Annotated in this window: 17 protein-coding genes; 7 read left to right on the plus strand and 10 right to left on the minus strand. The window is 60.8% G+C overall.

The features are described from left to right. Nucleotides 1-75 precede the first annotated feature (75 nt). Nucleotides 76-1,086: a flagellar biosynthetic protein FliO gene (locus tag ATY80_RS21095; RefSeq protein WP_088694272.1), complete on the plus strand. Its 1,011-nt coding sequence runs from the start codon at nt 76-78 to the stop codon at nt 1,084-1,086. A gap of 67 nt (nt 1,087-1,153) precedes the next feature. Here the strand turns inward: ATY80_RS21095 and dksA are convergent, their stop codons facing one another. Next, entirely contained in the window at nt 1,154-1,573 is a 420-nt protein-coding gene (gene dksA, locus ATY80_RS21100) for an RNA polymerase-binding protein DksA (RefSeq protein WP_007532954.1), read from the minus strand. Between the two features lie 273 nt (nt 1,574-1,846). Here dksA and ATY80_RS21105 point away from each other — a divergent pair, with 273 nt between their 5' ends. The 4 genes from ATY80_RS21105 to ATY80_RS21120 all read left to right on the plus strand — a co-directional run bounded on the left by ATY80_RS21105 (nt 1,847) and on the right by ATY80_RS21120 (nt 5,736). Then, entirely contained in the window at nt 1,847-2,344 is a 498-nt protein-coding gene (locus tag ATY80_RS21105) for a histidine phosphatase family protein (protein WP_088694273.1), read from the plus strand. 77 nt (nt 2,345-2,421) lie between these two features. Beyond that, nucleotides 2,422-3,897: a YcjX family protein gene (locus ATY80_RS21110; protein WP_088694467.1), complete on the plus strand. Its 1,476-nt coding sequence runs from the start codon at nt 2,422-2,424 to the stop codon at nt 3,895-3,897. Continuing rightward, a complete protein-coding gene (locus ATY80_RS21115; protein WP_088694274.1) occupies nt 3,894-4,973 on the plus strand; it encodes a TIGR01620 family protein in 1,080 nt (359 codons plus the stop codon). The genes ATY80_RS21110 and ATY80_RS21115 overlap by 4 nt, the downstream gene beginning before the upstream one ends. Before the next feature lie 211 nt (nt 4,974-5,184). After that, nucleotides 5,185-5,736, plus strand: coding sequence for a hypothetical protein (locus ATY80_RS21120; protein ID WP_088694275.1), 552 nt, complete (start codon nt 5,185-5,187; stop codon nt 5,734-5,736). Between the two features lie 47 nt (nt 5,737-5,783). Here ATY80_RS21120 and folK read toward each other — a convergent pair whose 3' ends face one another. The 3 genes from folK to folP are packed head-to-tail and all read right to left on the minus strand — an operon-like array spanning nt 5,784 to nt 7,526. Further along, on the minus strand, nt 5,784-6,302 hold the full coding sequence (folK, locus tag ATY80_RS21125) for a 2-amino-4-hydroxy-6-hydroxymethyldihydropteridine diphosphokinase (RefSeq protein WP_088694276.1): 519 nt from the start codon (nt 6,300-6,302) through the stop codon (nt 5,784-5,786). Next, a complete protein-coding gene (folB, locus tag ATY80_RS21130) occupies nt 6,295-6,663 on the minus strand; it encodes a dihydroneopterin aldolase (protein WP_088694277.1) in 369 nt (122 codons plus the stop codon). The genes folK and folB overlap by 8 nt, the downstream gene beginning before the upstream one ends. Beyond that, on the minus strand, nt 6,660-7,526 hold the full coding sequence (gene folP, locus ATY80_RS21135) for a dihydropteroate synthase (RefSeq protein WP_088694278.1): 867 nt from the start codon (nt 7,524-7,526) through the stop codon (nt 6,660-6,662). The genes folB and folP overlap by 4 nt, the downstream gene beginning before the upstream one ends. 99 nt (nt 7,527-7,625) lie before the next feature. On the opposite strand from folP, the gene ATY80_RS21140 reads away from it, so the two are divergent. Beyond that, nucleotides 7,626-8,252, plus strand: coding sequence for a DUF922 domain-containing protein (locus tag ATY80_RS21140; protein WP_088694279.1), 627 nt, complete (start codon nt 7,626-7,628; stop codon nt 8,250-8,252). A gap of 292 nt (nt 8,253-8,544) precedes the next feature. On the opposite strand, the gene ATY80_RS21145 is transcribed toward ATY80_RS21140, so the two are convergent. After that, nucleotides 8,545-8,865 (minus strand): 2Fe-2S iron-sulfur cluster-binding protein, encoded by a 321-nt coding sequence (locus ATY80_RS21145; protein WP_024312780.1) that lies wholly within the window; start codon nt 8,863-8,865, stop codon nt 8,545-8,547. A gap of 205 nt (nt 8,866-9,070) precedes the next feature. Beyond that, the gene (locus ATY80_RS21150; protein ID WP_088694280.1) at nt 9,071-9,439 is read right to left on the minus strand and encodes an Hpt domain-containing protein; all 369 of its coding nucleotides are present in this window, start codon (nt 9,437-9,439) and stop codon (nt 9,071-9,073) included. Between the two features lie 468 nt (nt 9,440-9,907). On the opposite strand from ATY80_RS21150, the gene ATY80_RS21155 reads away from it, so the two are divergent. Next, a complete protein-coding gene (locus ATY80_RS21155; protein ID WP_088694281.1) occupies nt 9,908-16,363 on the plus strand; it encodes a hypothetical protein in 6,456 nt (2,151 codons plus the stop codon). A gap of 193 nt (nt 16,364-16,556) precedes the next feature. Here the strand turns inward: ATY80_RS21155 and ATY80_RS21160 are convergent, their stop codons facing one another. The 4 genes from ATY80_RS21160 to ATY80_RS21175 are packed head-to-tail and all read right to left on the minus strand — an operon-like array spanning nt 16,557 to nt 20,592. Next, nucleotides 16,557-17,165: an ABC-type transport auxiliary lipoprotein family protein gene (locus ATY80_RS21160; protein WP_088694282.1), complete on the minus strand. Its 609-nt coding sequence runs from the start codon at nt 17,163-17,165 to the stop codon at nt 16,557-16,559. A gap of 22 nt (nt 17,166-17,187) precedes the next feature. Next, nucleotides 17,188-18,558, minus strand: coding sequence for an MlaD family protein (locus ATY80_RS21165; RefSeq protein ID WP_088694283.1), 1,371 nt, complete (start codon nt 18,556-18,558; stop codon nt 17,188-17,190). A 9-nt stretch (nt 18,559-18,567) separates the two neighbouring features. Next, nucleotides 18,568-19,413 (minus strand): ABC transporter ATP-binding protein, encoded by an 846-nt coding sequence (locus ATY80_RS21170; protein ID WP_088694284.1) that lies wholly within the window; start codon nt 19,411-19,413, stop codon nt 18,568-18,570. A 9-nt stretch (nt 19,414-19,422) separates the two neighbouring features. Continuing rightward, nucleotides 19,423-20,592, minus strand: coding sequence for an MlaE family lipid ABC transporter permease subunit (locus ATY80_RS21175; RefSeq protein ID WP_189637229.1), 1,170 nt, complete (start codon nt 20,590-20,592; stop codon nt 19,423-19,425).

Genomic DNA, 20,592 nt, shown 5'->3' on the forward strand with positions numbered 1-20,592 from the left:
ACAAGGCCATCGGGACTTGTCTACGAAGTGGTAAAGTCGCCATGTGGTTCAAAACCGCGAAGGGAGTAAGCCAAGATGTTCGATAATCTCATGGGAGCCTATGGGAGCCGCTTCCTTCTCGCCGCCGGCGGCGTCGGCATAGCTCTATTGCTGCTGATTGTCGTGCTCTGGTTCATGCGAAACCGGGCGCCTTCGCCCTTCGTGCGGGGTGGCCGCAACCGTCAGCCACGGCTGCAGGTCCTCGATGCGGCGGCCGTCGATGCGCGCAGACGCCTCGTCCTCGTCCGCCGCGACGATGTCGAACATCTGATTATGATCGGCGGACCGACCGATATCGTCATCGAGAGCAAGATTGGCGAGGCCGCCGACAAGCCCGTATCGCTCGAGACAGCTCAATCGGCCGCTGCGCCCGCGCCGGTTGCTACCCCCGTGATGTCACCACAGCTCGAGGCCCCGCCCGAGCAGCCGGCGCCTGTTCGCATCACGCAGGCGGAACCCCAGGATGCGCTACCGATCCGCAGCCATACGCCAGCTGAAGCTTACGTGCCCGACCGCGCGCCGATCGAAGCCCGCCCGGAACCGGTTATCGTCGCCACGCCGCCCTCGCCTCCGCCCGTCATCGGCGAACGTGAGCGTGCCCCGCGTCCGGCACCATCATTCGAGCCACGCCCGGAACCGCGCCCGGCGCCGGCCCCGATCGAGGCCTCCGCTGCCGCAGACATTCTCGATTCGGCCCGCGAGCGTGTGCTTTCGCAACAGCGCATCGAGCCGCATGTCACCCCTCCGTCGGTCCGGAGCGCGCCCGCGCCCGTGCAGCCCTCATCGGCATTCGTCGAGGTTGGCACGCTAGCGCCGGCTGCACAGCCGAGCGACTTCCAGCGCATCCTCGAGGAAGAAATGACAAGTACACTTGCCGCCGAGCGCATCGTGCCGACGCCACAGGTGCCCGCTGCAAGACCCGCTCCGGCGCCCGGTAACCTGCCGCGCCGTGATCCTGACATGGCGCCGCTCACAGGTGCTGATGCCGCGCTTCAAAACGAAGTCGCACGCATCTTCGGCGAGATGAGCGTCAACCGCGACAAGTAGGCGGGTCGATCCCAAAAACAAAAGGGCACCGTGTTTCCGCGGTGCCCTTTTATCTTTTATGTCGGGACTATTCGTCCCGGTAAACCTTTTCCCGGCGCTCGTGCCGCTCTTGAGCCTCGATGGAGAGCGTCGCGATCGGTCGAGCGTCAAGCCGCTTGAGACCGATTGGTTCGCCGGTCTCCTCGCAATAGCCGTAGGTGCCGTCTTCGATACGTTGCAGTGCTGCGTCGATCTTGGAAATCAGCTTTCTCTGGCGGTCGCGGGCACGCAGTTCGATAGCCCGGTCGGTTTCGGACGATGCCCTATCGGCAAGGTCCGGGTGGTTTGCGCTTTCCTCGGCCAAGTGGTCGAGGGTTTCGCGCGCCTCTCTGAGAATGTCGTTCTTCCAGGCGACGAGCTTGGCTCTAAAGTAAGCCCGCTGATTGCCATTCATGAACTCTTCCTCTTCCGAGGGTACGTAGTTGCTAAGATCGATCTTCTCACTCAACGCGATTCTCCTGAAGAACATCTCATCTGGCGGGTGTATATCGCGAGCACTACGGTTGATTCAAGCCAAATACGCTAGGTAAACAGTTTTTTAAATCTGTCATATTTTTAAGCTAACAGGCTATTTTCTCACCCTTATTCCGCCGGATGCATATTCCTCTCCCGGTAACCCCATACTTTCCCAAGCCGGATTTAGGCGCGACACCTGCGGCCGCGGTTGACGCACGGGCCGCTCACCCGCTACTGAAAAAGTCCCTTCGACGTGGATTTTCCTATGGCCGCAATCACGCCTCCGCCTTCCCGGATTTATCTGCTGCGGCACGCCGAAGCCGCTTGGGCCGCACCTGGACAACGTGATTTCGACCGCCCGCTCAGCGACAAAGGCTATGCCGAGGCCGAACTCGTCGCCGACAGGGCCGCGGACAAGGGGTATCGGCCGGATCTCGTACTGAGTTCGACAGCGGCGCGTTGCCGGGACACGGCCGATGCCGTACATCGGGCCATGGGTTCCACACTCGACCTTCGTTTCGTCGACGAGCTTTATAATGCCTCACAGGACATCTATCTCGAGATCATCGATGCCCAGCAGGCGATCGACTCAGTCATGCTGGTGGGCCACAACCCGACGATGGAGCAAACGCTGGAAGCGTTGATCGGCCACGAGGCACTCTGTCAGGCATTGCCGACCGGCTTTCCGACGGCCGGTCTTGTGGTTCTGGACTATGACGGTGTGTCGGCAGGCTGGCGTCTCGTCGATTTCGTGATCGACTAAGCTCTTTTCGCGGAACGTCTTTTCGCGTCGATCCGGGGTTCCTATATGGCTTGTCACGATACAACCGGGATTCCGCCTTGCCGCCCAGCCTGACCTCCTTCACCGATGACGCGCGCATCGCCCTCGACAATTTCGCGGACCGGGCATCTGGCCTGATCAATCCAACTGTGCGCCTTGGCGTCACCGGCCTATCGCGCTCTGGCAAGACCGTCTTCATTTCCTCCCTCGTCCACAACCTGCTGCACGGCGGCCGGCTGCCGCTCTTCGAGCCAGTGCAGTCCGGTCGTGTCTCGGCGGTCCGGCTTGAGCAGCAGCCGGATGATGCAGTGCCGCGCTTCCAGTATGAAGATCACATCCGCTCCCTCGTGAAGGACCGCGTCTGGCCGGATTCCACACGCGCCATCTCGGAATTGCGCATCACACTCGAATATCAAAGTGCCAGCGGCTGGAATCGTCTCTTCTCGCCCGGTCGGTTGTCGATCGATATCGTCGATTATCCTGGTGAATGGCTGCTCGACCTGCCGCTGCTCGCAAAGAACTATCGCGCGTTCTGCGAGGAAACGATTGCCTTGGCCAAAACGGGCGTTCGCGCGGACCTTTCGCACGCTTGGCTGACACTCGCCCACACCGCGGACATCAGTGCTCCCGCCGACGAAATGCGGGCCCGCGACCTTGCAACTTCCTTTGCCGATTACCTCAAAGCCTGCAAAGCAGACGAACGCTCGCTTTCCACGCTCCCACCCGGCCGCTTTCTATTGCCTGGCGACCTCGATGGCTCTCCCGCCCTGACCTTTGCGCCGCTCGCGCTTCCGCCCGAGGGCAAAGCACAAAAGGGATCGCTGTGGGCGATGATGGAACGACGCTACGAGGCCTATAAATCGGTCGTCGTGAAGCCTTTCTTTCGCGAGCACTTTGCCCGTCTCGACAGGCAGATCGTGCTGGTCGATGCGCTGCAAGCCATCAACCGTGGCCCCGAGGCGGTACAGGACCTCGAACGCGCCCTGACGGACGTTCTTGCATGCTTCCGACCAGGCACGAATTCCTGGCTGTCTTCATTGCTTGGCCGCCGCATCGACCGCGTCCTGGTTGCCGCGACCAAGGCCGACCACCTGCATCATGAAAGCCACGACCGGCTCGACGCCCTCACCCGCCGCCTGGTTGAGCGCGCAGCTGAGCGCATTGGAATGGCGGGGGCAGGAATCGACGTCATGGCACTTGCCTCTGTCCGCGCCACCCGCGAAGCGACAGTGAAACGCAACGGTCATGACCTCCCGGTCATCGTCGGGACACCGATGGAGGGAGAAACCATTGGTGGTGAACGTTTCGATGGCCATAGGAAGACGGCGATATTTCCGGGAGACCTTCCTGCGGACCCGGAGAACCTGTTCGAGCGAATCGAATCTGGAGAGCCCGACACCTCGCTGCCCGATATAAATGTCGTGCGCTTTCGTCCACCGCACCTCGAAGAAACGGGCGGCGGCATAAAGCTTTCGGTCCCACATATTCGCCTCGACCGCGCCATGCAGTTTCTGTTCGGAGATCGCCTCGCATGATCAAGCCACCATCCGAACAGCCGGTCCACCGCGCGCCGGCCGCGTTTTCTTATGAAGAGGACCCAGCGGTCCGACCGACAATCGAGACCAAACACCGCCAGCGAAAGCCAGGCAGCTTCACCGACGAGGTCGTGCTGACCGCCGACGAGGACGATCCATTCCTCAATCCTGAAAAGGATGTCCCTCCCGTGCCGGGCGCCGTTCCCCGCAAGCGCGGCACGTCGTTTGCGAAAATCGCAGCGGCCGCATTCGGCATTCTCTTCTCGCTTGCCTTCGGCCTTTGGACCGACAGTCTTATCCGCAATCTTTTCAGCCGCGCCGATTGGCTGGGCTATGCGGCGCTCGCGGCGCTGGCGATCGGCGTTCTGGCTGTGATTGCCATCGTTGTTCGCGAAACAGCCGGAATGATGCGATTGACGGCTGTGCAGGGGATCAAGGCGGAAGCGGAGACCGCCATGGTCGAGGCTAAGCCGGCGAAGGCGCGCGCACTGGTCAAGCGCCTGGAAACCTTGCTGTCCGACAAGCCCGAGACGGCAAAAGGCCGAGCCACTCTCAAGGCGGCGGAAGCTGATATCATCGACGCGCCACACCTCATTGCCCTCGCGGAACGCGAACTCCTGGCCCCGCTCGACAGGCAAGCCCGAGCTCTGATCGTCAATGCATCGAAAAGGGTCTCCATCGTCACCGCTGTCAGCCCACGCGCCATCGTCGATCTGCTCTACGTACTTTATGAAGCTGCCCGACTCGTTCGCGCGATGGCGGAGCTCTACGGCGGTCGGCCTGGCACACTCGGCATGATCCGACTCATGCGAGATGTTCTGGCGCATCTCGCCGTTACCGGCTCAATCGCTGTCGGCGACAGCCTTGTGCAGCAGGTGCTCGGCCATGGACTGGCCTCGAAACTGTCGGCGCGCCTTGGCGAGGGCGTCATCAACGGCCTGATGACCGCCCGCATCGGAATCGCTGCCATGGATCTCTGCCGTCCCCTTTCCTTCCATGCCCTGAAACGTCCGGGAATCGGCGACTTCATCGGCGATTTGACTCCCTCGATGACGTCGCGCGACAAGAATTCCTGAGAATTGACGGTTTTGTTGCGCCCCGCCGCGTCTCAAACACGGCGTGGAAATACTTGTCGTGAATTCAATACTCTACCGCCACACTCTCACATTCCGCCAACTGCGAAAACGCCCCGCTCGTCAGTGTTTTCGGATGACGGGAAACCAACTGTTAACCATTATTCGGCAAAACTTGGCACCAGTTAAGCGATGGTGTCGCCAGGGAAAATCCATGTATTCGCGCAAGTTTCTTCTTCTTTTCGGGCTCGCTGCGGTGGCGCTGTCACCAGTCGCCGACATGGCCCCGTCCGCGACAGCTGCAACACGTGACAAAGCCTTCTTCGAGTCCGTCGCCGGCACCTGGCGAGGTCCCGGCGAGATCGTTGCCGGCAAGTACAAAGGCACGAAATTCACCTGCAATCTCGTAGGGGAACCGGTCAGCGCGGGCGGCACGGGTATCAAGCTTGACGGAAGTTGCAGGGTTGGTGTCTTCAAGCAGCCGATGACGGCGCTCATCACGCAGTCCGGCAGTTCCTATAAGGGCAAGTTCCTTGATGGTGCCGATGGCAAGGGTCTCGACGTCGTTTCGGGTGCGGTAACGCAGGATACGGTGGTCGTCGGCCTCAACCGCTCCAAGCTGAACGGCGCTATGATTGCTCGCGTCAAAGACGACAAGACCATGAACGTTACCGTTTCCGTTAAGGTCGAAAGCCAGATGATCCCGGTCATCGGCCTGACGCTTACGCGCCAACTCGACGAAATCGCCGTCGGCTCCGTCGAATAATTCCAACGCGTACCTGAAAGCGGCGGATTTCCCGCCGCTTTTTTGTTTCAGACGGTATGCCACCAAGTGCTGCGGTCATCGGCAACCTCGATCCCCTGCACATCAGCCTTCATCAGCCATTCGCGAACCGGTGCCCCATTGACGAGCAGTTTCGGAGCAAAGTCGGCAAGCGGCATCAACACGAAGCCACGGTCCGTCATGCGCGGGTGCGGGAGTTCGAGACGCGGCGCCGATTGCACCACATCGGCATAGGTCAGGATATCGATATCGAGTGTTCGCGGTCCCCACCGCTCGATGCGCTCTCGTTTCATCCCTCGTTCGATATCGAGGCAGACGTCGAGAAGCGCCTCTGGAGCAAGCGTTGTCTGGACTTCAGCGCAAGCGTTGAAGAAATAGGACTGGTCGGTTTTGCCCCAGGGCGGCGTACGATAGAGCCGCGACACCGCTACCACCCGGCAATCGGACCGTCGGTCAAGCGCTCTTAGTGCGACCGCCATCGCATGGACGGGCTCGCCGAGATTGCCGCCGAGGCCAAGTGTTGCGGTCTTGAAAACGGACTCAGGCAAAGTGTTCGATGCTCACCTGGACGAAATCCAGAACACCCGGCACCGGCGCGTTCGGCTTGCGGACAGTAATCTTTGCACGCTTGACCTGCGGAAACTTTGCGCAAAGTCCTTTTGCTATATCAAGGGCAAGCGCCTCGATAAGGTAGCGACGCTTGCCTGTGACAATCTCCTCGATCACCGTGAAGGCGATACCGTAGTTGACCGTATCGTTGATGGAATCGCTCTCTAGAGCATCGCCGGCAATGACTTCGAGCTCGGCATCCACAAAGAAGCGCTGGCCGAGGAACTCCTCCTCGTCGTGAACGCCGTGGCGGGCAAAGAACGCACAGTTCTGAAGCGTGATTGTGTAAGTGGTGCTCATGCCGAGTGTCCTTGCTCCAAACTATAGCGCGCCGCGAGCATAGCATCAGCGATGGCCAAAGCATCCCTGTTGATTGCGACATCGTGCACACGAAAAATGACCGCTCCGGAAAGACGCAGCAACACGCTCGTCGCTGCCGTTCCTGCGTCCCGGTCGGCGGCTTCCCTGCCCGTGATGGCGCCGACAAAACGCTTGCGCGATGTCCCGGCAAGCAGCGGTAATCCAAGGCGGTGAAGTTCGCCGAAACGCACCATCAGCTCAATATTCTCTTCGGTATCCTTCGCAAAGCCGAAGCCCGGATCCAACACGATGCGATCCCTTGCGACCCCCGCGACCGATGCGATTTCGAGCGAGCGTTGCAGGAAGAGAAACTGGTCGGCGATCACGTCGGCAAGCTTCTCCCGTTCGCGGCCCGTGTGCATCAGGCACAGTCCTGCGCCGGTATCAGCAGCGATCTTTCCGATCTCCGGCTCCTTCTGCAATCCGAATACGTCATTGATAACATGCGCTCCCGCGCTGACCGCAAGCCGGGCGGTCTCGGCCCGATAGGTGTCGATCGAGATCAACGCATCGGTCTTGCTGCGCAACGCCTCGATCACCGGCAGGACTCGTGCCTGCTCTTGCAGGGGAGTGACGATATCCGCGCCGGGACGTGTCGACTCGCCGCCGATATCGATGATCTGAGCCCCCTCCTCGGCGGCCTGAAGCGCGTGCGCAACAGCGGCATCGACAGTGTCGTAACGTCCGCCATCAGAGAAGGAATCCGGCGTCGCGTTGACGATCGCCATAATAACGGCGCGTGTGCCCAGTTCTATCTCACGGCCATGCCCGACGCGCCAGAAACTGCTCCCAAGCTGTGCCAACGGCAATTCATCCTATCGATCGAAAAAGGCGCCAACCATATTGCGCTGGCCGTGCCTATGCCCCAAGCTCCGCCAAACTTCAACATGAGTATCTGCAGAATGCTTTCCGTACCGCGTTATATGCCCTTCGTGCTGGGGTTTTCCATGGTCGTACCAGCGTGTCCTCCGGCCTCTGCCGCCGTCATTGCGACCAAGAGCTACTCCTACTTCGCGATCGGGGGCAAAACCGCGGATCAGCTCGATCAACAGCTGAGCTCCAACGGACCGACGGCAAGCGGGTCGTCAGCCCGCCATCCCGGCGCGACCAAAATCCGTTTTGGCGGCGACGCCACCTATGTCCAGACGGGCGGCAAGTGCAAGGTTGGCAACGCCAAGGTAACGGTCCATACGCAGATTATCCTGCCGCGCTGGACAAACCGCAAAGGCGCCAGCAAACAGCTCTCTATGGTCTGGGATGCACTCTCGAGCGACATTAAGCGCCACGAAGAACGCCATGCCGAAATTGCCCGAAACCAGGCGCGCGTCATGGAAAGACAGATTCTCGCTCTACCGCCACAACCCAATTGCGAGCGGATGCAGGAACTCGTCACCGACGTATCGACGCGCGGCATCGAGGAACACGATCGGCTGCAGGCCCGATTCGACCGAGTCGAAGCTGCCAATTTCGAGAATCGGATGATGAGGTTGCTCGACCACCGGCTAAAAAAATCCGGCGGCGCAAGATAGCCGATTCTTGGGTCAAAAACGATCACAGAAGTTTAGCCGCGCAACAAAACTTGTGTGAAACCGCTGTCGCCCCAGTGTTTTAGTGGTTATTTCTCGGTCTAGCTAAATCAACCACAACGCGGTAATATTCAAACATTCGAAAGTTCAGGTCGGCAAGCTCGAACTTTCGCTCCTGGGTTCTCCTGGCGCGTTGCGAAGCCGCGGATGATCCTCCCTCGTCCGTAGGTAATGCGCCTACCTCGCCTCGCTCGTCTAACGGCCAGCGAGGCTTTTTTTGGGGAGTGCAGTGAAATTAGGCCTGCCGCTCGGGCACGTGGACGGTGAGGCCATCCAGGGCTGCCTTCATCCTGATCTGACAGGAAAGGCGCGACGTCGGGCGCACGTCAAACGCGAAATCGAGCATATCTTCTTCCATGGCCTCGGGCGGACCAACGCGCTCCGTCCACTCGTCGTCGACGTAGACATGACAGGTTGCGCAGGCGCAGGCGCCGCCGCACTCCGCCTCGATGCCCGGCACCGAATTGCGCACGGCATTTTCCATAACAGTCGATCCCTGATCGACATCAAGATCGAAGCGCGTGCCGTCGAAGGCGACAATGGTCAATTTGGGCATGATGATTTCCGGTGGTCGTCAATGGGAGGGTCTGGATTTTTCTTCCAACAAATCGCCGAGGCAGTCAACATCGACCGCTCGATGCTCTTCATCACAAATTGAGAAGCGACGCGCTTGTCAAAATGCGCCATGCCGAAGGTCACAAAAAGACCCGCTGCCCTGAAATGGGCCAGCGGGTCTTGTACCCATGTTGACTTTGCATCGATTAGCGGCAGAGCTTGAGAATAAAATTCTCGGCTTCGATTACCGCAATGCCGACCGCCGCCATGCTGGCAGCGTCGCCGCAATTACCCTCGAGCGCTTCGGCTGCCGCATGAACACGAAACGCGCCAATGGCTCCAGCCGCGCCCTTGAGGCGGTGTGCCGCGGCTTCTATAATCTTGGCATCGCCGGACGACATCTCCTGCAGGCAAGCCCGCGCCTGCCGCGCAAACATCTGCAGAACTTCGATTTCCAGGCTCTTGTCGCCCATTGTCTGATTTGCCAGATGCAGCAGATCGACCGGACGTTCGTGCGAAGGGCGAGGCCCCTTGCAATTGTCGGGCGCCGCGAACGCAATACTGACTGCTGCCATGTGCCAATTCTCCCGTCGTCTATCCCGCCGTTTCATCATCGTGCGGGGTACTGGATGGGAATCGCGTTAAATTCCGGCACATTCAGGGCGGATTTCTCGGGATATGGTTAACGCCCGATAAACGGCGTTAACTCTTTGGTTTTTAAAGACGCACATTTCTTAAATGATGTTAACAAGACCTTAATGCCGGGGGATTTGACCGATTGCGTTAATTGTCTAGCAGTCGCGGATGTGTCACTACGATACTACTGGGCGAGCTTGCCGGCACCTGCCTTTGCTCGCCAAGTGGATAATGGTAATGTTTTGATACCGTCTGTATGAAAAAGCAGCTATCCACTCTGAAATGATATGCTTATCCGTCCTCGGCAATGTGGGCGGGCGGGCTCAGAGGCTAAGGTTTTGTTCGGGCTCGGCGGGAAGCCCGGATGCGTTGTTGAACCGGCTGGGATGTAACGAGGCGTAACGTAAATGGCGAACAACAAGTACAACGAGTCGATCGAGGACAAGGCGTTCAAGGCATTGGACGAAGCGCTCCAGATCGACTTCGGAGAAGACGATACGCTGTCTCGCAACGGCAAGACCGACGCCCCGGAGGCCAAATTGTCCGAAACACCAAGTGCCCGCAATCAGCAGAGCCAAACAGACGCCAAGCGTGCCCGTGCCGCTAACACGCCTCGCCAGCCCGAACAGCCGTCGCGCGCGCCCTCCTTCGCGGCCAACGATGCCACCCGCATCTCGCCGGCTTCGCTCCTGAAGTCCCTGGAGAACGGCACCAGCCGCTCGGCAGTGCGCAACGCAACGCTCGTGTCGCTTCTCTGGATTGTCGCGGGACTTGGCCTGATGGCCCTGCTCTACTCGCCCCAGATCTGGCAGATCCGCTCCCTCGCCGATCTTTTGGCGCTTCCGGGTGTCATCGCCGGCTTCATCGGCATCATTGTGCCGGTACTGTTGTTCTATGCCTTCGCCGTCATGATGGCCCGCGCCCAGGACATGCGCAACGCAGCACGTTCCATGGCCGAAGTCGCGCTTCGCCTCTCCGAGCCGGAAACCGTCGCTTCCGAACGCATCATGACCGTCGGCCAGGCCGTTCGCCGCGAAGTCTCCGCCATGAATGAAGGCATCGAGCGTACTATTGCGCGCGCCTCGGAGCTTGAAACCCTCGTCCATTCCGAGGTCAATGCGCTTGAGCGGAGCTACGCCGACAATGAATTGCGCGTACGCGGCCTCGTGCACGAGCTCGGCTCGGAGCGCGAAGCGATCGTTAATCACGCCGAGCGCATCCGCACGTCGATCGCCGGCGTGCACGACCAGCTTAAGGAAGATCTGTCGCTTGCCACGGAAGAGATCGCCGTACGCCTAGCGACTTCAGGTGAAGCCTTCGCATCGATGATCGACACGCGCGCCGCGGCGATCACTGAAAAATCCGAGTCGGCGATCCAGTCGCTCGGCACGCTGCTGGCGGCAAAGACGGATTCGCTGCTCCAAACGCTGACCTCGTCTGGATTTGCGCTAACAAACGAATTCGACACCCGACTGGACTCCCTCACGTCGAGCCTCAGCGAACACGGAGAGCAGATCCTCCGGCAGTTCGAGACGCGTGCGTCCACGATGGACAGCAACGCCGAGAAGCTCAATGCCGCGCTGAACGACCGCGCCCGTCAGCTGAACGAGATCCTGATTGCCCGCACCCGTGAGATCAACGAGAGCCTGACCGGTGGCGAGCGCACGATCAGCACCACGCTTGATGACGTCCTTTCCAAGCTCAACAGCGCACTGGACGAGAAGGGTTCGAGCTTCCGTCAGAGCCTACAATCGAGCGTCGACGACACTATTATGGACCTCGATCTTCGCTCCGGCTTCTTTGACGAAAGGCTCCAGGCAACTGTCGCGCAGCTCTCGACCTCGTTCGATGAGCGTGTCGCGGAATTCGCCAATGCCTTCGACAAGCGCGCCGGCTCGCTCGACACGAAGCTGATGGAAAGCCTCAATCGCATCAACGACACGATGACCGGCGGTTCAGACGCGCTGAACGGTATCCTGAGTTCGAGCATCGAGCGCCTTGGCGCGTCGCTCACCGACCAGTCCTTCACGCTGGCCACCGCCCTTGCCACCAGCCAGGAAGTCATGGAAAGCTCGCTGGCGGGCAAGGTCTCGGAAGTCACCGAGGCCATCCATACGCATACGACGGGTATGACGTCTGCGCTCAGCCACGCCACCTCCGAGATCTCCCTGGCGCTCGCATCGGGCACGTCCGAACTCCACAACAATCTCTCCGCGCGCGCGACGGAATTCCGCGACACGCTGCTGTCCACGACCTCCGATCTAAGCTCCGCCGTCTCCGCGGGGACCGATCAGATCACCTCGGCCTTTGGTCGTGCCGACGAACTGAACACGATGATCTCCAGGCGCGCAGCAGATATTACGCAGGCGCTCGATTCCGCGCACGAGCGGATCGACGGAGTGATGACCGATCGCGGCGGCGCGCTGACGGCTGCCCTCGCGGAGAGCCAGGACCGGTTCGAGAGCACGCTTGCAAGCCGCTCCGAGGCAATCATCAGCGCAGTTTCCGGCAGCCATCAGCGCCTCGCCGACACCCTCGACGACAAGGCGATGACGCTGGCCATTTCGCTGGATGAAAGTCAGAACCGTTTCGAGGATACGATCGCCAAGCGTGCCGAAGCGATTGCCGCTTCGATCGCCAGCGGCCACGACAAGCTTGCCGACACTCTTGATGACAAGGCGATGGCACTCGCGATTTCCCTCAACGAGGGGCAGTCCCGCCTTGCCGACACACTTGGCCTTCATGTCGACGCGGTCGCAAACCAGCTCGCCGGCAGCCACGAAAAGCTCAGCGAAGTGCTTGACGACAAGACGATGGCGCTCGCCATCTCTCTCGATGAAAGCCAGACGCGCCTTGCCGACACCCTCGGACATCACGCTGAGACCATCGCGAACCAACTGGTCGGCGGCCACGAGAAGCTCACAAAGGCTCTCGACGATCGGGCAATGGCGCTTGCCATTTCCCTCAACGAAAGCCAGACCCGTCTCGAAGACACGCTCGGCCATCACGCGGAAACGATCAGCAACTCGCTTTCCGGCGGACATGACCGGATCACCGAAGCGCTCGACGACCGCGTCATGGCACTCGCCGTATCCCTGAACGAAGGTCATAGCCGCATCGAGGATGCGCTTGGCCGGCGCGTCGATACCATCGCGAATTCGATTGCCACGGTTCAGGATCGTCTTTCGGATACGCTCGACGAGAAGGCCATGGCGCTCGCGATCTCCTTCAGCGAAAGCCAGGGCCGCTTCGACGACGCACTGGAAGCGCGTACCAATGCATTGCTTGACACGGTGGCCGGCGCTGAATCCCGCGTTGCCGGTGCCCTCGTTGACAAGTCGGACGCAATTCGCAGCGCCTACACCCAGAGCCAGGAACGCCTCGAGCGCACGTTGAACGATCACGCATCGACGCTCGCCAACACGCTTTCGAGCGGCGGAGACCGCATCGAGCAGCTGACCGGTGGTGCTGCCGCCCGCATCGAAGACAGCCTGAGCAACGCGCACCGGCGGCTGGAAACGTTACACGGCGACGCAGCCACGCGCATCGAGGGCGGTCTGGATTCGGCTCACGAACGCATTCGCTCGACGCTCACCGATCGCGAACAGGCGATCAATCTCGCGCTGACCGATGCTCACACTCGCCTCAATGACACGCTTTCCGACCAGGCGACGACCATCGGCGCATCGATCGCCACCAGCGTCGGCATGCTGGAAATGTCGCTGGAAGACCACGAGGCTTCTCTTCGCCAGACGATCGACAACAGTGGCCGAGCTCTCGAAGATCGCCTGCGCGACAGCACCGGCCATATTGCCGGTCGCTTCCAGGAGGCTGCAGGCGAGATCTCGCGCACGGCAGAAACCTTCTCCTCGCAGCTCGATCAGTCGATCGAGGGCATGACCGGTCGCTTTGCCGAAACCGGTTCTCGCGTCGAGGCTGGCCTTACGGCCCTCGAAAACCGTATTCGCGACGGCGTTGGCGGCGTGGCTGAGCAGGTCGACGCGGCTGGCGGTCGCCTCTCAAACACCTTGTCCGACGGCATCTCGCGTCTCGGAACGATCGGCGAAGAAGCGACCGGCCGCATTTCGGCAGCGCTTGATGAGAGCGCTGCTAAGTTTGCCGCGACGATCGATGGCCGCACGGCCAACCTCACATCGGAGATCGACAGCCGCACGACCAATCTGACGTCCGGTATCGACACCCGCACGGCAAGCATCGGCGAGGCGATGGAGCGCGGCAGTGCTCGCATCGAGGAGCGTCTCTCGACGATGGACCGCGCTCTGACGGTTGGCCTCGACGCGGTCAATCGTACGATTGAAGGCAAAGCTGCCAGCCTCGCCGCTTCGCTGCGTAGCGCCGTCGCCGAGACAACCCAGGGCATTGACGAAGAAGCAGCCCGCGCCGCCGAAAGTCTCGGCCGTACCGGCCAGCAATTTGCGGAGAGCCTCGAAGCCAAGAGCAACGAGTTCAGCCGCACGATCGAAGAGCGTTCCGAACGGATCGTCGGTCGCGTGTCCGAAGCGCAGAACCGTTTGGCCGGCCAGGCAGCAGCCGTCGCTCAGACCTTCTCGGAAGCAGGTAATGCAATCATCAACAAGGTTGCGGAAGCCGAGACCCTGGTCAGCGGCCAGGTGGGCGCCATCTCACGCGCGCTCGGCGACGCACAGGCAACCTTCGAAAGCCATGGCGCGGGCATCCGCATGACGATTTCCGACGCCAGCCAGGAAATCACCTCGACGATGGCCGAGGTCGAACGTGCTCTGGAAGCTCGCGGCAATGCGATCCGGTCAAGCCTCGAGGACCGCACGCGCGAAATAGACTCGACGCTCACCGACGTTGAAAAAGCGCTTGAAGCACGCGGCAACGCCATCCGCTCGACGCTCGACGATCGCACACGCGAACTCAACTCGATGCTTGCCGGCCGCAATACGGAGCTGTCGCGCATTCTCGACGAGACAGCACGCCCGCTGATCGATCGCTATGCCGACGCAGGCAAGGAGGCCGCAGCGCGTATCACGGCGGCAACCGAGCGCAGCACCGAGCGTCTGCGCAGCGAGAATGAGGCCCTGATCAATGCGATCGCCGCACGCACGGAGAGTGCATCCTCGGCCGTCGATGCAATGGAAAACAGCCTTCTTGCCAACGTAAACAAGCTCATCGAGCGCCTGTCGGACAACAGCTCCGCCATGGGGCAAATGATGAGCAGCGCAGCCGAAAACCTGGCAGCAGTGGACGGTCGCCTTGGCGATACGACATCGCGTTTCACTGAATCGGCATCGAAGGCAGCAGAGATGGTTTCGGCCTCAACGCGCCTGCTCGAAGGCAAGGTCGATCGCCTGTCCGATATTTCGGGTCAGACTCTTGCTCAGGTCGGTGGCATCATTGGCCGGTTCGACGAGCACTCCAAGGTGCTCGGCCAGGCATCCGGCCTGCTCGCGGCCGCTCAATCGAACCTTGTTTCGACGCTCGAGGATCGCGAGACTGCACTGCAGAACCTCTCGATTGGCCTTGTCCAGCGCTCGGAGGAAATCGAGAAGACCATGCGCTCCCTGGGCGGTATGGTCGAATCCGCGTTCGACCGCGCCGAGCAGCGCTCGAACCAAGTTAGCGGTACTCTGCGCGAAAGCGTGCAGTCCTCGTTCTCCGACATCGGCCGCGTTCTTTCCGAGACCGAAAAGCGTGCGGAGGAAGCAGCCGCGACCATGCGCGCGGCGCTCGTCAAGGCCGGAGAAGAAGCCAACGCGACAATCGACGGTGCATTCGGCAACGCCGAGCGTCGTTCCGGTGAGCTCTCGAACCGCTTGCGCGGCGGCCTGACAGCGTCCCTGTCGGAAGTCGAGCGTATGCTGGGCGAGGCAGGCCGCGCATCCGACGGCGCTGCCCAGACCATGCGCGAATCGCTGCGTGAAGCAGTCGAGGAGGCGGTATCTCGCTTCTCAGGTGCAACGGAAGAGATCCGCCGCTCCGCCGGCGATATCCGCAAGGAACTCGATATGACCCGCAGCGAGCTGAAGCGCGGCGCATTCGACCTCCCCGAGGAAGCTAAGGAAAGCGCCGCCGCCATGCGTCGCGCGGTCGCCGAGCAGATCAAGGCTCTGCAGGATATCTCGCACATCGTTGGCCGTTCGACGCAGCAGTTGGAAATCTCCGAGCCGGCGCCGCGGGCCATTGCTCAGCCTCAGCCAGCGCCGCGTCCTGGCCAGCCAGCCGTTACCCAGCAGGCTCCTCAACCTGCCACGTCGCCAGCCCCCGCACCTGCAGTAACGCCATCGCCGATCGAAAACTTCGGTCTGCGGGGTTCGCTGACACCGCCGACGCCAGCAACCGTGACTCCACAGCGAGCACCCGTTGCAGCGCCTGCTCCGGCAACGCCGGCAACCGGCGGCTGGATCAGCGATCTTCTGCGTGGCGCATCGCGCGAGGAAACCGCCGAGGAATCTCCGGCACGGCAACCGGCACCGCGCGCCGAGGCTACCGCAGCAGCACCGGCTCGCACCGCCGATAGCCGCAACCCGCGCCATGTCGTCGAGTCCCTGAACTCGCTTTCAGTGGATATCGCCCGCGCGATCGATCACGATGCGTCGGTTGACTTGTGGCGTCGCTACCAGCGCGGCGAACGCGACGTCTTCACACGTCGCCTTTACACGCTGAAGGGTCAGCAGACGTTCGACGAAATCAAACGCAAGTACGATCGCGAGCCGGAGTTCCGCACTGCAGTCGATCGCTACATCGCCGATTTCGAGAAGCTGCTGGCCGATGTGTCCCGCGGCGATCGCGACAAGACGATTACGCAGTCCTACCTGACCTCCGATACGGGCAAGGTCTACACGATGCTTGCTCATGCCGCGGGACGGCTGAAGTAAGACGTCCGGAAAACAAAGAAATGGCCGCCCGAGGGCGGCCATTTTGTATTTTGGGCGGCAGCTATCCGGCTGAGATCTGGATGAAGCGAGCGAAGCTCGTGCACAGCAAGATGGAACCCCATATAGCCTCATACCCCTGGCCGTTCCGGTCACAAAGCGCCCCGCGGCACTTACCGCCTGCCCGGTTGGACGGTTAGATCGACTGCAGCGTCCAGTCGACGATCTGAGCGGCTGCGGCCGAGAAAGCACGATCGAGCGCCTTCACAAGACCATCGTTCGACCCGCTGGCGGGTACCTCTTGTCTGAACACTTTCTGAGCCCGTACAGTACCGTTGCGATCGTTCACGATCTTGGCTGAAATCTCAACCACCGCGCGGCTGCCACCGGTCGTATCGATCTCGAAGGAGCGAATATCCGTCACGAGCTGATAATCGATCGCGAGCCCCTGGCCGGGGACGCCGACGCCGCCGAGCTTGCCGGAATTCTCGTAGGCCTCGACCAGCTTCACCTGAACCATGCGAGGCAGCTTGTCACCCCATTGCGCCCTGGAAAGGTACTGTATTTGCGAAGGCGCCACCCGAACGACAATCTGTTCGCTGTCGATTGCCTTCAACGCGGTCGGTTGTTGCACCAGGATCTGCCGGCTTCTTGCCGCCGGTCCAGTGCCGGTCGCCGACCCCGAGAGATCATAGGTGTCGTTCTTCGCAGCCGTTCCGCAGCCGGCAAGGCCTGCCAATAGCGGCAACGCGATCGCGGTTCTGGATAGCCACGAACGACGCTGCAACAGATCCGATACGGCCATATGCGCTCCCCTAATATCCCTGTTAACGCCGCGTCCGGCCGTCATATTGCTTTACCGTATCCCCGCCGAAGATGAGCCGCTGCGGGTTGCGGTCGAAATCACTTATCGCATTGCTAAGGTTCTGGACGGTGGAGCGCGTGTCGTTGATAAGCGACTGCATATCGCGCAGGCCACCGCTGGAAAACTTCTGCAGATTGTCCGCAATCGGGCCGATCCGCGAATTGAGGTTGTCGGCCACCTTTTTGAACGAGGTGAGCGTGTCACGCGCCTGCGCAAAAAGCGACTGCGTATTGTCCGTTCCGAGCAGCGCATCGAGCTTGATCAGAATACCGTCGACGCGTGTGGACGCCGAATTCAGCTTGTTCGCCATCTGCGACACGTCCTGAATCGTCTGATCGATATCCTTCTGCCGAGCCGAAACGGTGTTTGCGACATCCTTGATGGACGCGACTGCACTGCGCGCATCCTTGGTCGCCTGGGAGATGTCGTCCACGGATCCCTTGACTTTCGCCGGATCGATCTGCGCTACCAGAGTATCCACCCGATCGAGTGTCGCCTGCGCCTTCTTGCCGAGATCGTTGTAGGTCGTTGCCGTCTCCTGGAATTTCTGGATCGCACCCTTGAAGTCGCCCGACGCATCGGCAACGTCGCGGCTGACCTTCTCGGCATTGCTGAGAATAGTATCGATCTTCTTCGCATCGACGGCCTTCACGAGCGCTTCGACCGCCTCCAGCGTCGTGTCGACACGACCCGAGACTTTCCGAACCGTATCGGACAGTTGCCCGACGCTTTGCAGGAATGAATCAATATTGCCGGAATTCTTGGCCAACGCGTCGGAGAACGTCTCTGCATTCTGCAACGTCTTCGTCAGTGGTCCGCGTGCGTCCTTCACAAACCCCTGAACCTGCCCGATGGCATCGTTTGCGCGGTCGAGAATCTTGTCCGCCGTCGCCAGAAGGTTGGTCACGCTCGACTGGTCAGCGACGATCACCGCTCGCTTCCCTGTGTCAATCGACTGCTGAAGGATGTTCTTCTCGCCGATCTTACCGCCGGAGAGCTCGATGTAGGCGGCACCCGTCAGACCCTGGATTTCAAGGATGGCTTTCGTCGAGGGATAGATCGGCGCATCAACGCGCACCTCAGTAAACGCCAGCGAGAAGCTCGGATCGTCTGCATCGATCGACAGCGACTTCACCGAGCCGACCTGAATGCCGTTGAAGCGCACCGGCGAACCGACGCTCAGACCGTTCGCGGAGCCCGGGATGCGGACGATCAGTTCAGCCATCGGCCCGCCGCGCCCGTATTCAGCCATCCAGTAGACGAAGCCGAACGCCGCCGCGATAACAAGCACCGTGAAAAAGCCGACAATCGTGTAGTTCGCTTTTGTTTCCATCGTATCCGCTCACTTCCCGCGGCTATCTTGCGCCAGGCTGTCGTCGCCGGCGTGGCTGTTTTGCGGCACGATCGAGCGCGCCCTCTTGCCCTTGAAATAAGCCTGAACCCACGGATCATCGCAGGCCAGCATGTCGTCTATTGTTCCCTCGACCAATACCCGTTTCTTGCCAAGCACGGCAATGCGGTCGCAGACGGAGAAGAGGCTGTCGAGGTCGTGGGTGACCATGTAGACGGTCAGTCCAAGCGTGTCCCTGAGCCTTGCAATAAGCTCATCGAACTCCGCTGCCCCGATTGGATCAAGGCCTGACGTCGGTTCGTCGAGGAACACCAGCTCGGGATCGAGTGCCAGGGCGCGTGCCAGCGCCGCACGCTTGATCATACCGCCCGAAAGCTCGGAAGGGTATTTGTCGGCAGCATCAGCCGCGAGTCCAACCAGCCGGATCTTGAGCTGAGCCAGTTCGTCCATCAACGACTGCGGCAGATCCAGATACTCGCGCATCGGCACCTGGATGTTTTCCTTGACGGTCAGCGAGGAGAAAAGTGCCCCCTGCTGAAACAGCACACCGAGCCGCATGTCGAGCGCATTGCGCTGCGGTTCGTCCAGTTGATCGAAGTCCTGACCGAGAATCTTGATGGTGCCCGAGCGCCGCGGCAGCAGCCGAAGCACGGTCCGCATCAAGACAGACTTGCCCGTTCCCGACGCGCCGACAAAACCGAGAATTTCACCGCGATAGATATCGAGGTTCAGATTGTCGAGGACGACCTTCGACCCGAAACCGACGGTGACGCCGCGCGCAGACAGCACGACTTTCCGCCCCTCGTTGTTTCTGGTCTCTGTCTGTTGTCCGTCCACGTACGATCCTTAGAAATTGATGGCCGCATAGAACATGGCAAAAAGCCCGTCCATGAGGATAACGACGAAGATCGCCTTCACCACCGACGCGGTCACATGCTGGCCAAGCGACTCGGCGCTGCCGCCTACCTTTAAGCCCTCGACCGCCGCAACGATACCGATAACCAGCGCCATGAACGGCGCCTTGATCATCCCGGACAGGACCGTCGACAGCGTGATCGCCTCATGCAGGCGGGCGATGAAGTTGGCGAAGGTAATGCCGGAGTAGGCCCAGGCAACCACGGCTGCGCCGGCGAGCGACGCAAAGTTCGCAATGACGGTCAACAGCGGCAGCGCCACCGTAAGGGCAACCAGGCGCGGGAAGATCAGCACGCCGACGGGATTGAGCCCCATCACCTTCAGCGCATCGACCTCCTCGCGCATCTTCATGGAGCCGATTTCGGCGGTGATGGCGCTACCGGAACGGCCAGCGATCATGATTGCCGTCAGGAGCACGCCGATTTCGCGAAGCTGCAGGATACCGACGAGGTCGACGACGAAGACTTCCGCGCCGAAATAGCGGAGCTGGAAGGCGCCCTGCTGCGCGATGATCGCGCCGATCAGGAACGACATCAGCAATATGATCGGCACCGCGCGTACGCCCATATGGTCGATCTGATTGACGATCGACGCCGGCGAGACCCCACTGCCGCGCCCGAACTTCATCTGTGCGCCGCGGACGGCGGAGCCGAGAATATACATCGCGGCTGCAAGGTTGTTCCATATCTCGAACGTGATCTTGCCGATCGGCGCGAAGATCCACTCCAGCCAGCTTGCGCCTTGCTGCGGTTCCTGCTCGGACAGCGGCGGCTCCTCGGAAAACTCCGCGATCATTTCGTCGATATGCGCGTTGCTGCCTTCGAAGCGCACGGTGCCACCTGCGCCTTCCACCTGCTTTTTCAGCCGGCACAGCAGCCAGACACCCGCCGTGTCGATGTCCGTCACGCCTGACAGGTCGAGGGTCACCTCGCCGCTTCGACCCGCAGTGAGCTTCTCGAAGTCGCGCAAAACGAGATGCAGGTTCGCGCTTCGCCAGTTCCCCTCGATATGAACGAGCTGGCCCGCGCCATGGGTCTGGTCGTCCACATGCAGTGAGGCGGCGTTACGGGTTTCGGACTTCAAAACGCTTGTGTCTTTCAA

This window comes from Rhizobium sp. R711 (assembly GCF_002211365.1).
Taxonomy (GTDB): Bacteria; Pseudomonadota; Alphaproteobacteria; order Rhizobiales; family Rhizobiaceae; genus Rhizobium.

Excerpts from the sequence above, each read along its gene's own strand:
- ATY80_RS21150 (WP_088694280.1), bottom strand. The coding sequence starts at position 9,439 with ATGGCAGCAGTCAGTATTGCGTTCGCGGCGCCCGACAATTGCAAGGGG.
- ATY80_RS21155 (WP_088694281.1), top strand. The coding sequence starts at position 9,908 with ATGGCGAACAACAAGTACAACGAGTCGATCGAGGACAAGGCGTTCAAG.
- ATY80_RS21120 (WP_088694275.1), top strand. The coding sequence starts at position 5,185 with ATGTATTCGCGCAAGTTTCTTCTTCTTTTCGGGCTCGCTGCGGTGGCG.
- ATY80_RS21145 (WP_024312780.1), bottom strand. The coding sequence starts at position 8,865 with ATGCCCAAATTGACCATTGTCGCCTTCGACGGCACGCGCTTCGATCTT.
- ATY80_RS21165 (WP_088694283.1), bottom strand. The coding sequence starts at position 18,558 with ATGGAAACAAAAGCGAACTACACGATTGTCGGCTTTTTCACGGTGCTT.
- folB (WP_088694277.1), bottom strand. The coding sequence starts at position 6,663 with ATGAGCACCACTTACACAATCACGCTTCAGAACTGTGCGTTCTTTGCC.
- ATY80_RS21115 (WP_088694274.1), top strand. The coding sequence starts at position 3,894 with ATGATCAAGCCACCATCCGAACAGCCGGTCCACCGCGCGCCGGCCGCG.
- ATY80_RS21140 (WP_088694279.1), top strand. The coding sequence starts at position 7,626 with ATGCTTTCCGTACCGCGTTATATGCCCTTCGTGCTGGGGTTTTCCATG.
- ATY80_RS21160 (WP_088694282.1), bottom strand. The coding sequence starts at position 17,165 with ATGGCCGTATCGGATCTGTTGCAGCGTCGTTCGTGGCTATCCAGAACC.
- ATY80_RS21105 (WP_088694273.1), top strand. The coding sequence starts at position 1,847 with ATGGCCGCAATCACGCCTCCGCCTTCCCGGATTTATCTGCTGCGGCAC.
- ATY80_RS21095 (WP_088694272.1), top strand. The coding sequence starts at position 76 with ATGTTCGATAATCTCATGGGAGCCTATGGGAGCCGCTTCCTTCTCGCC.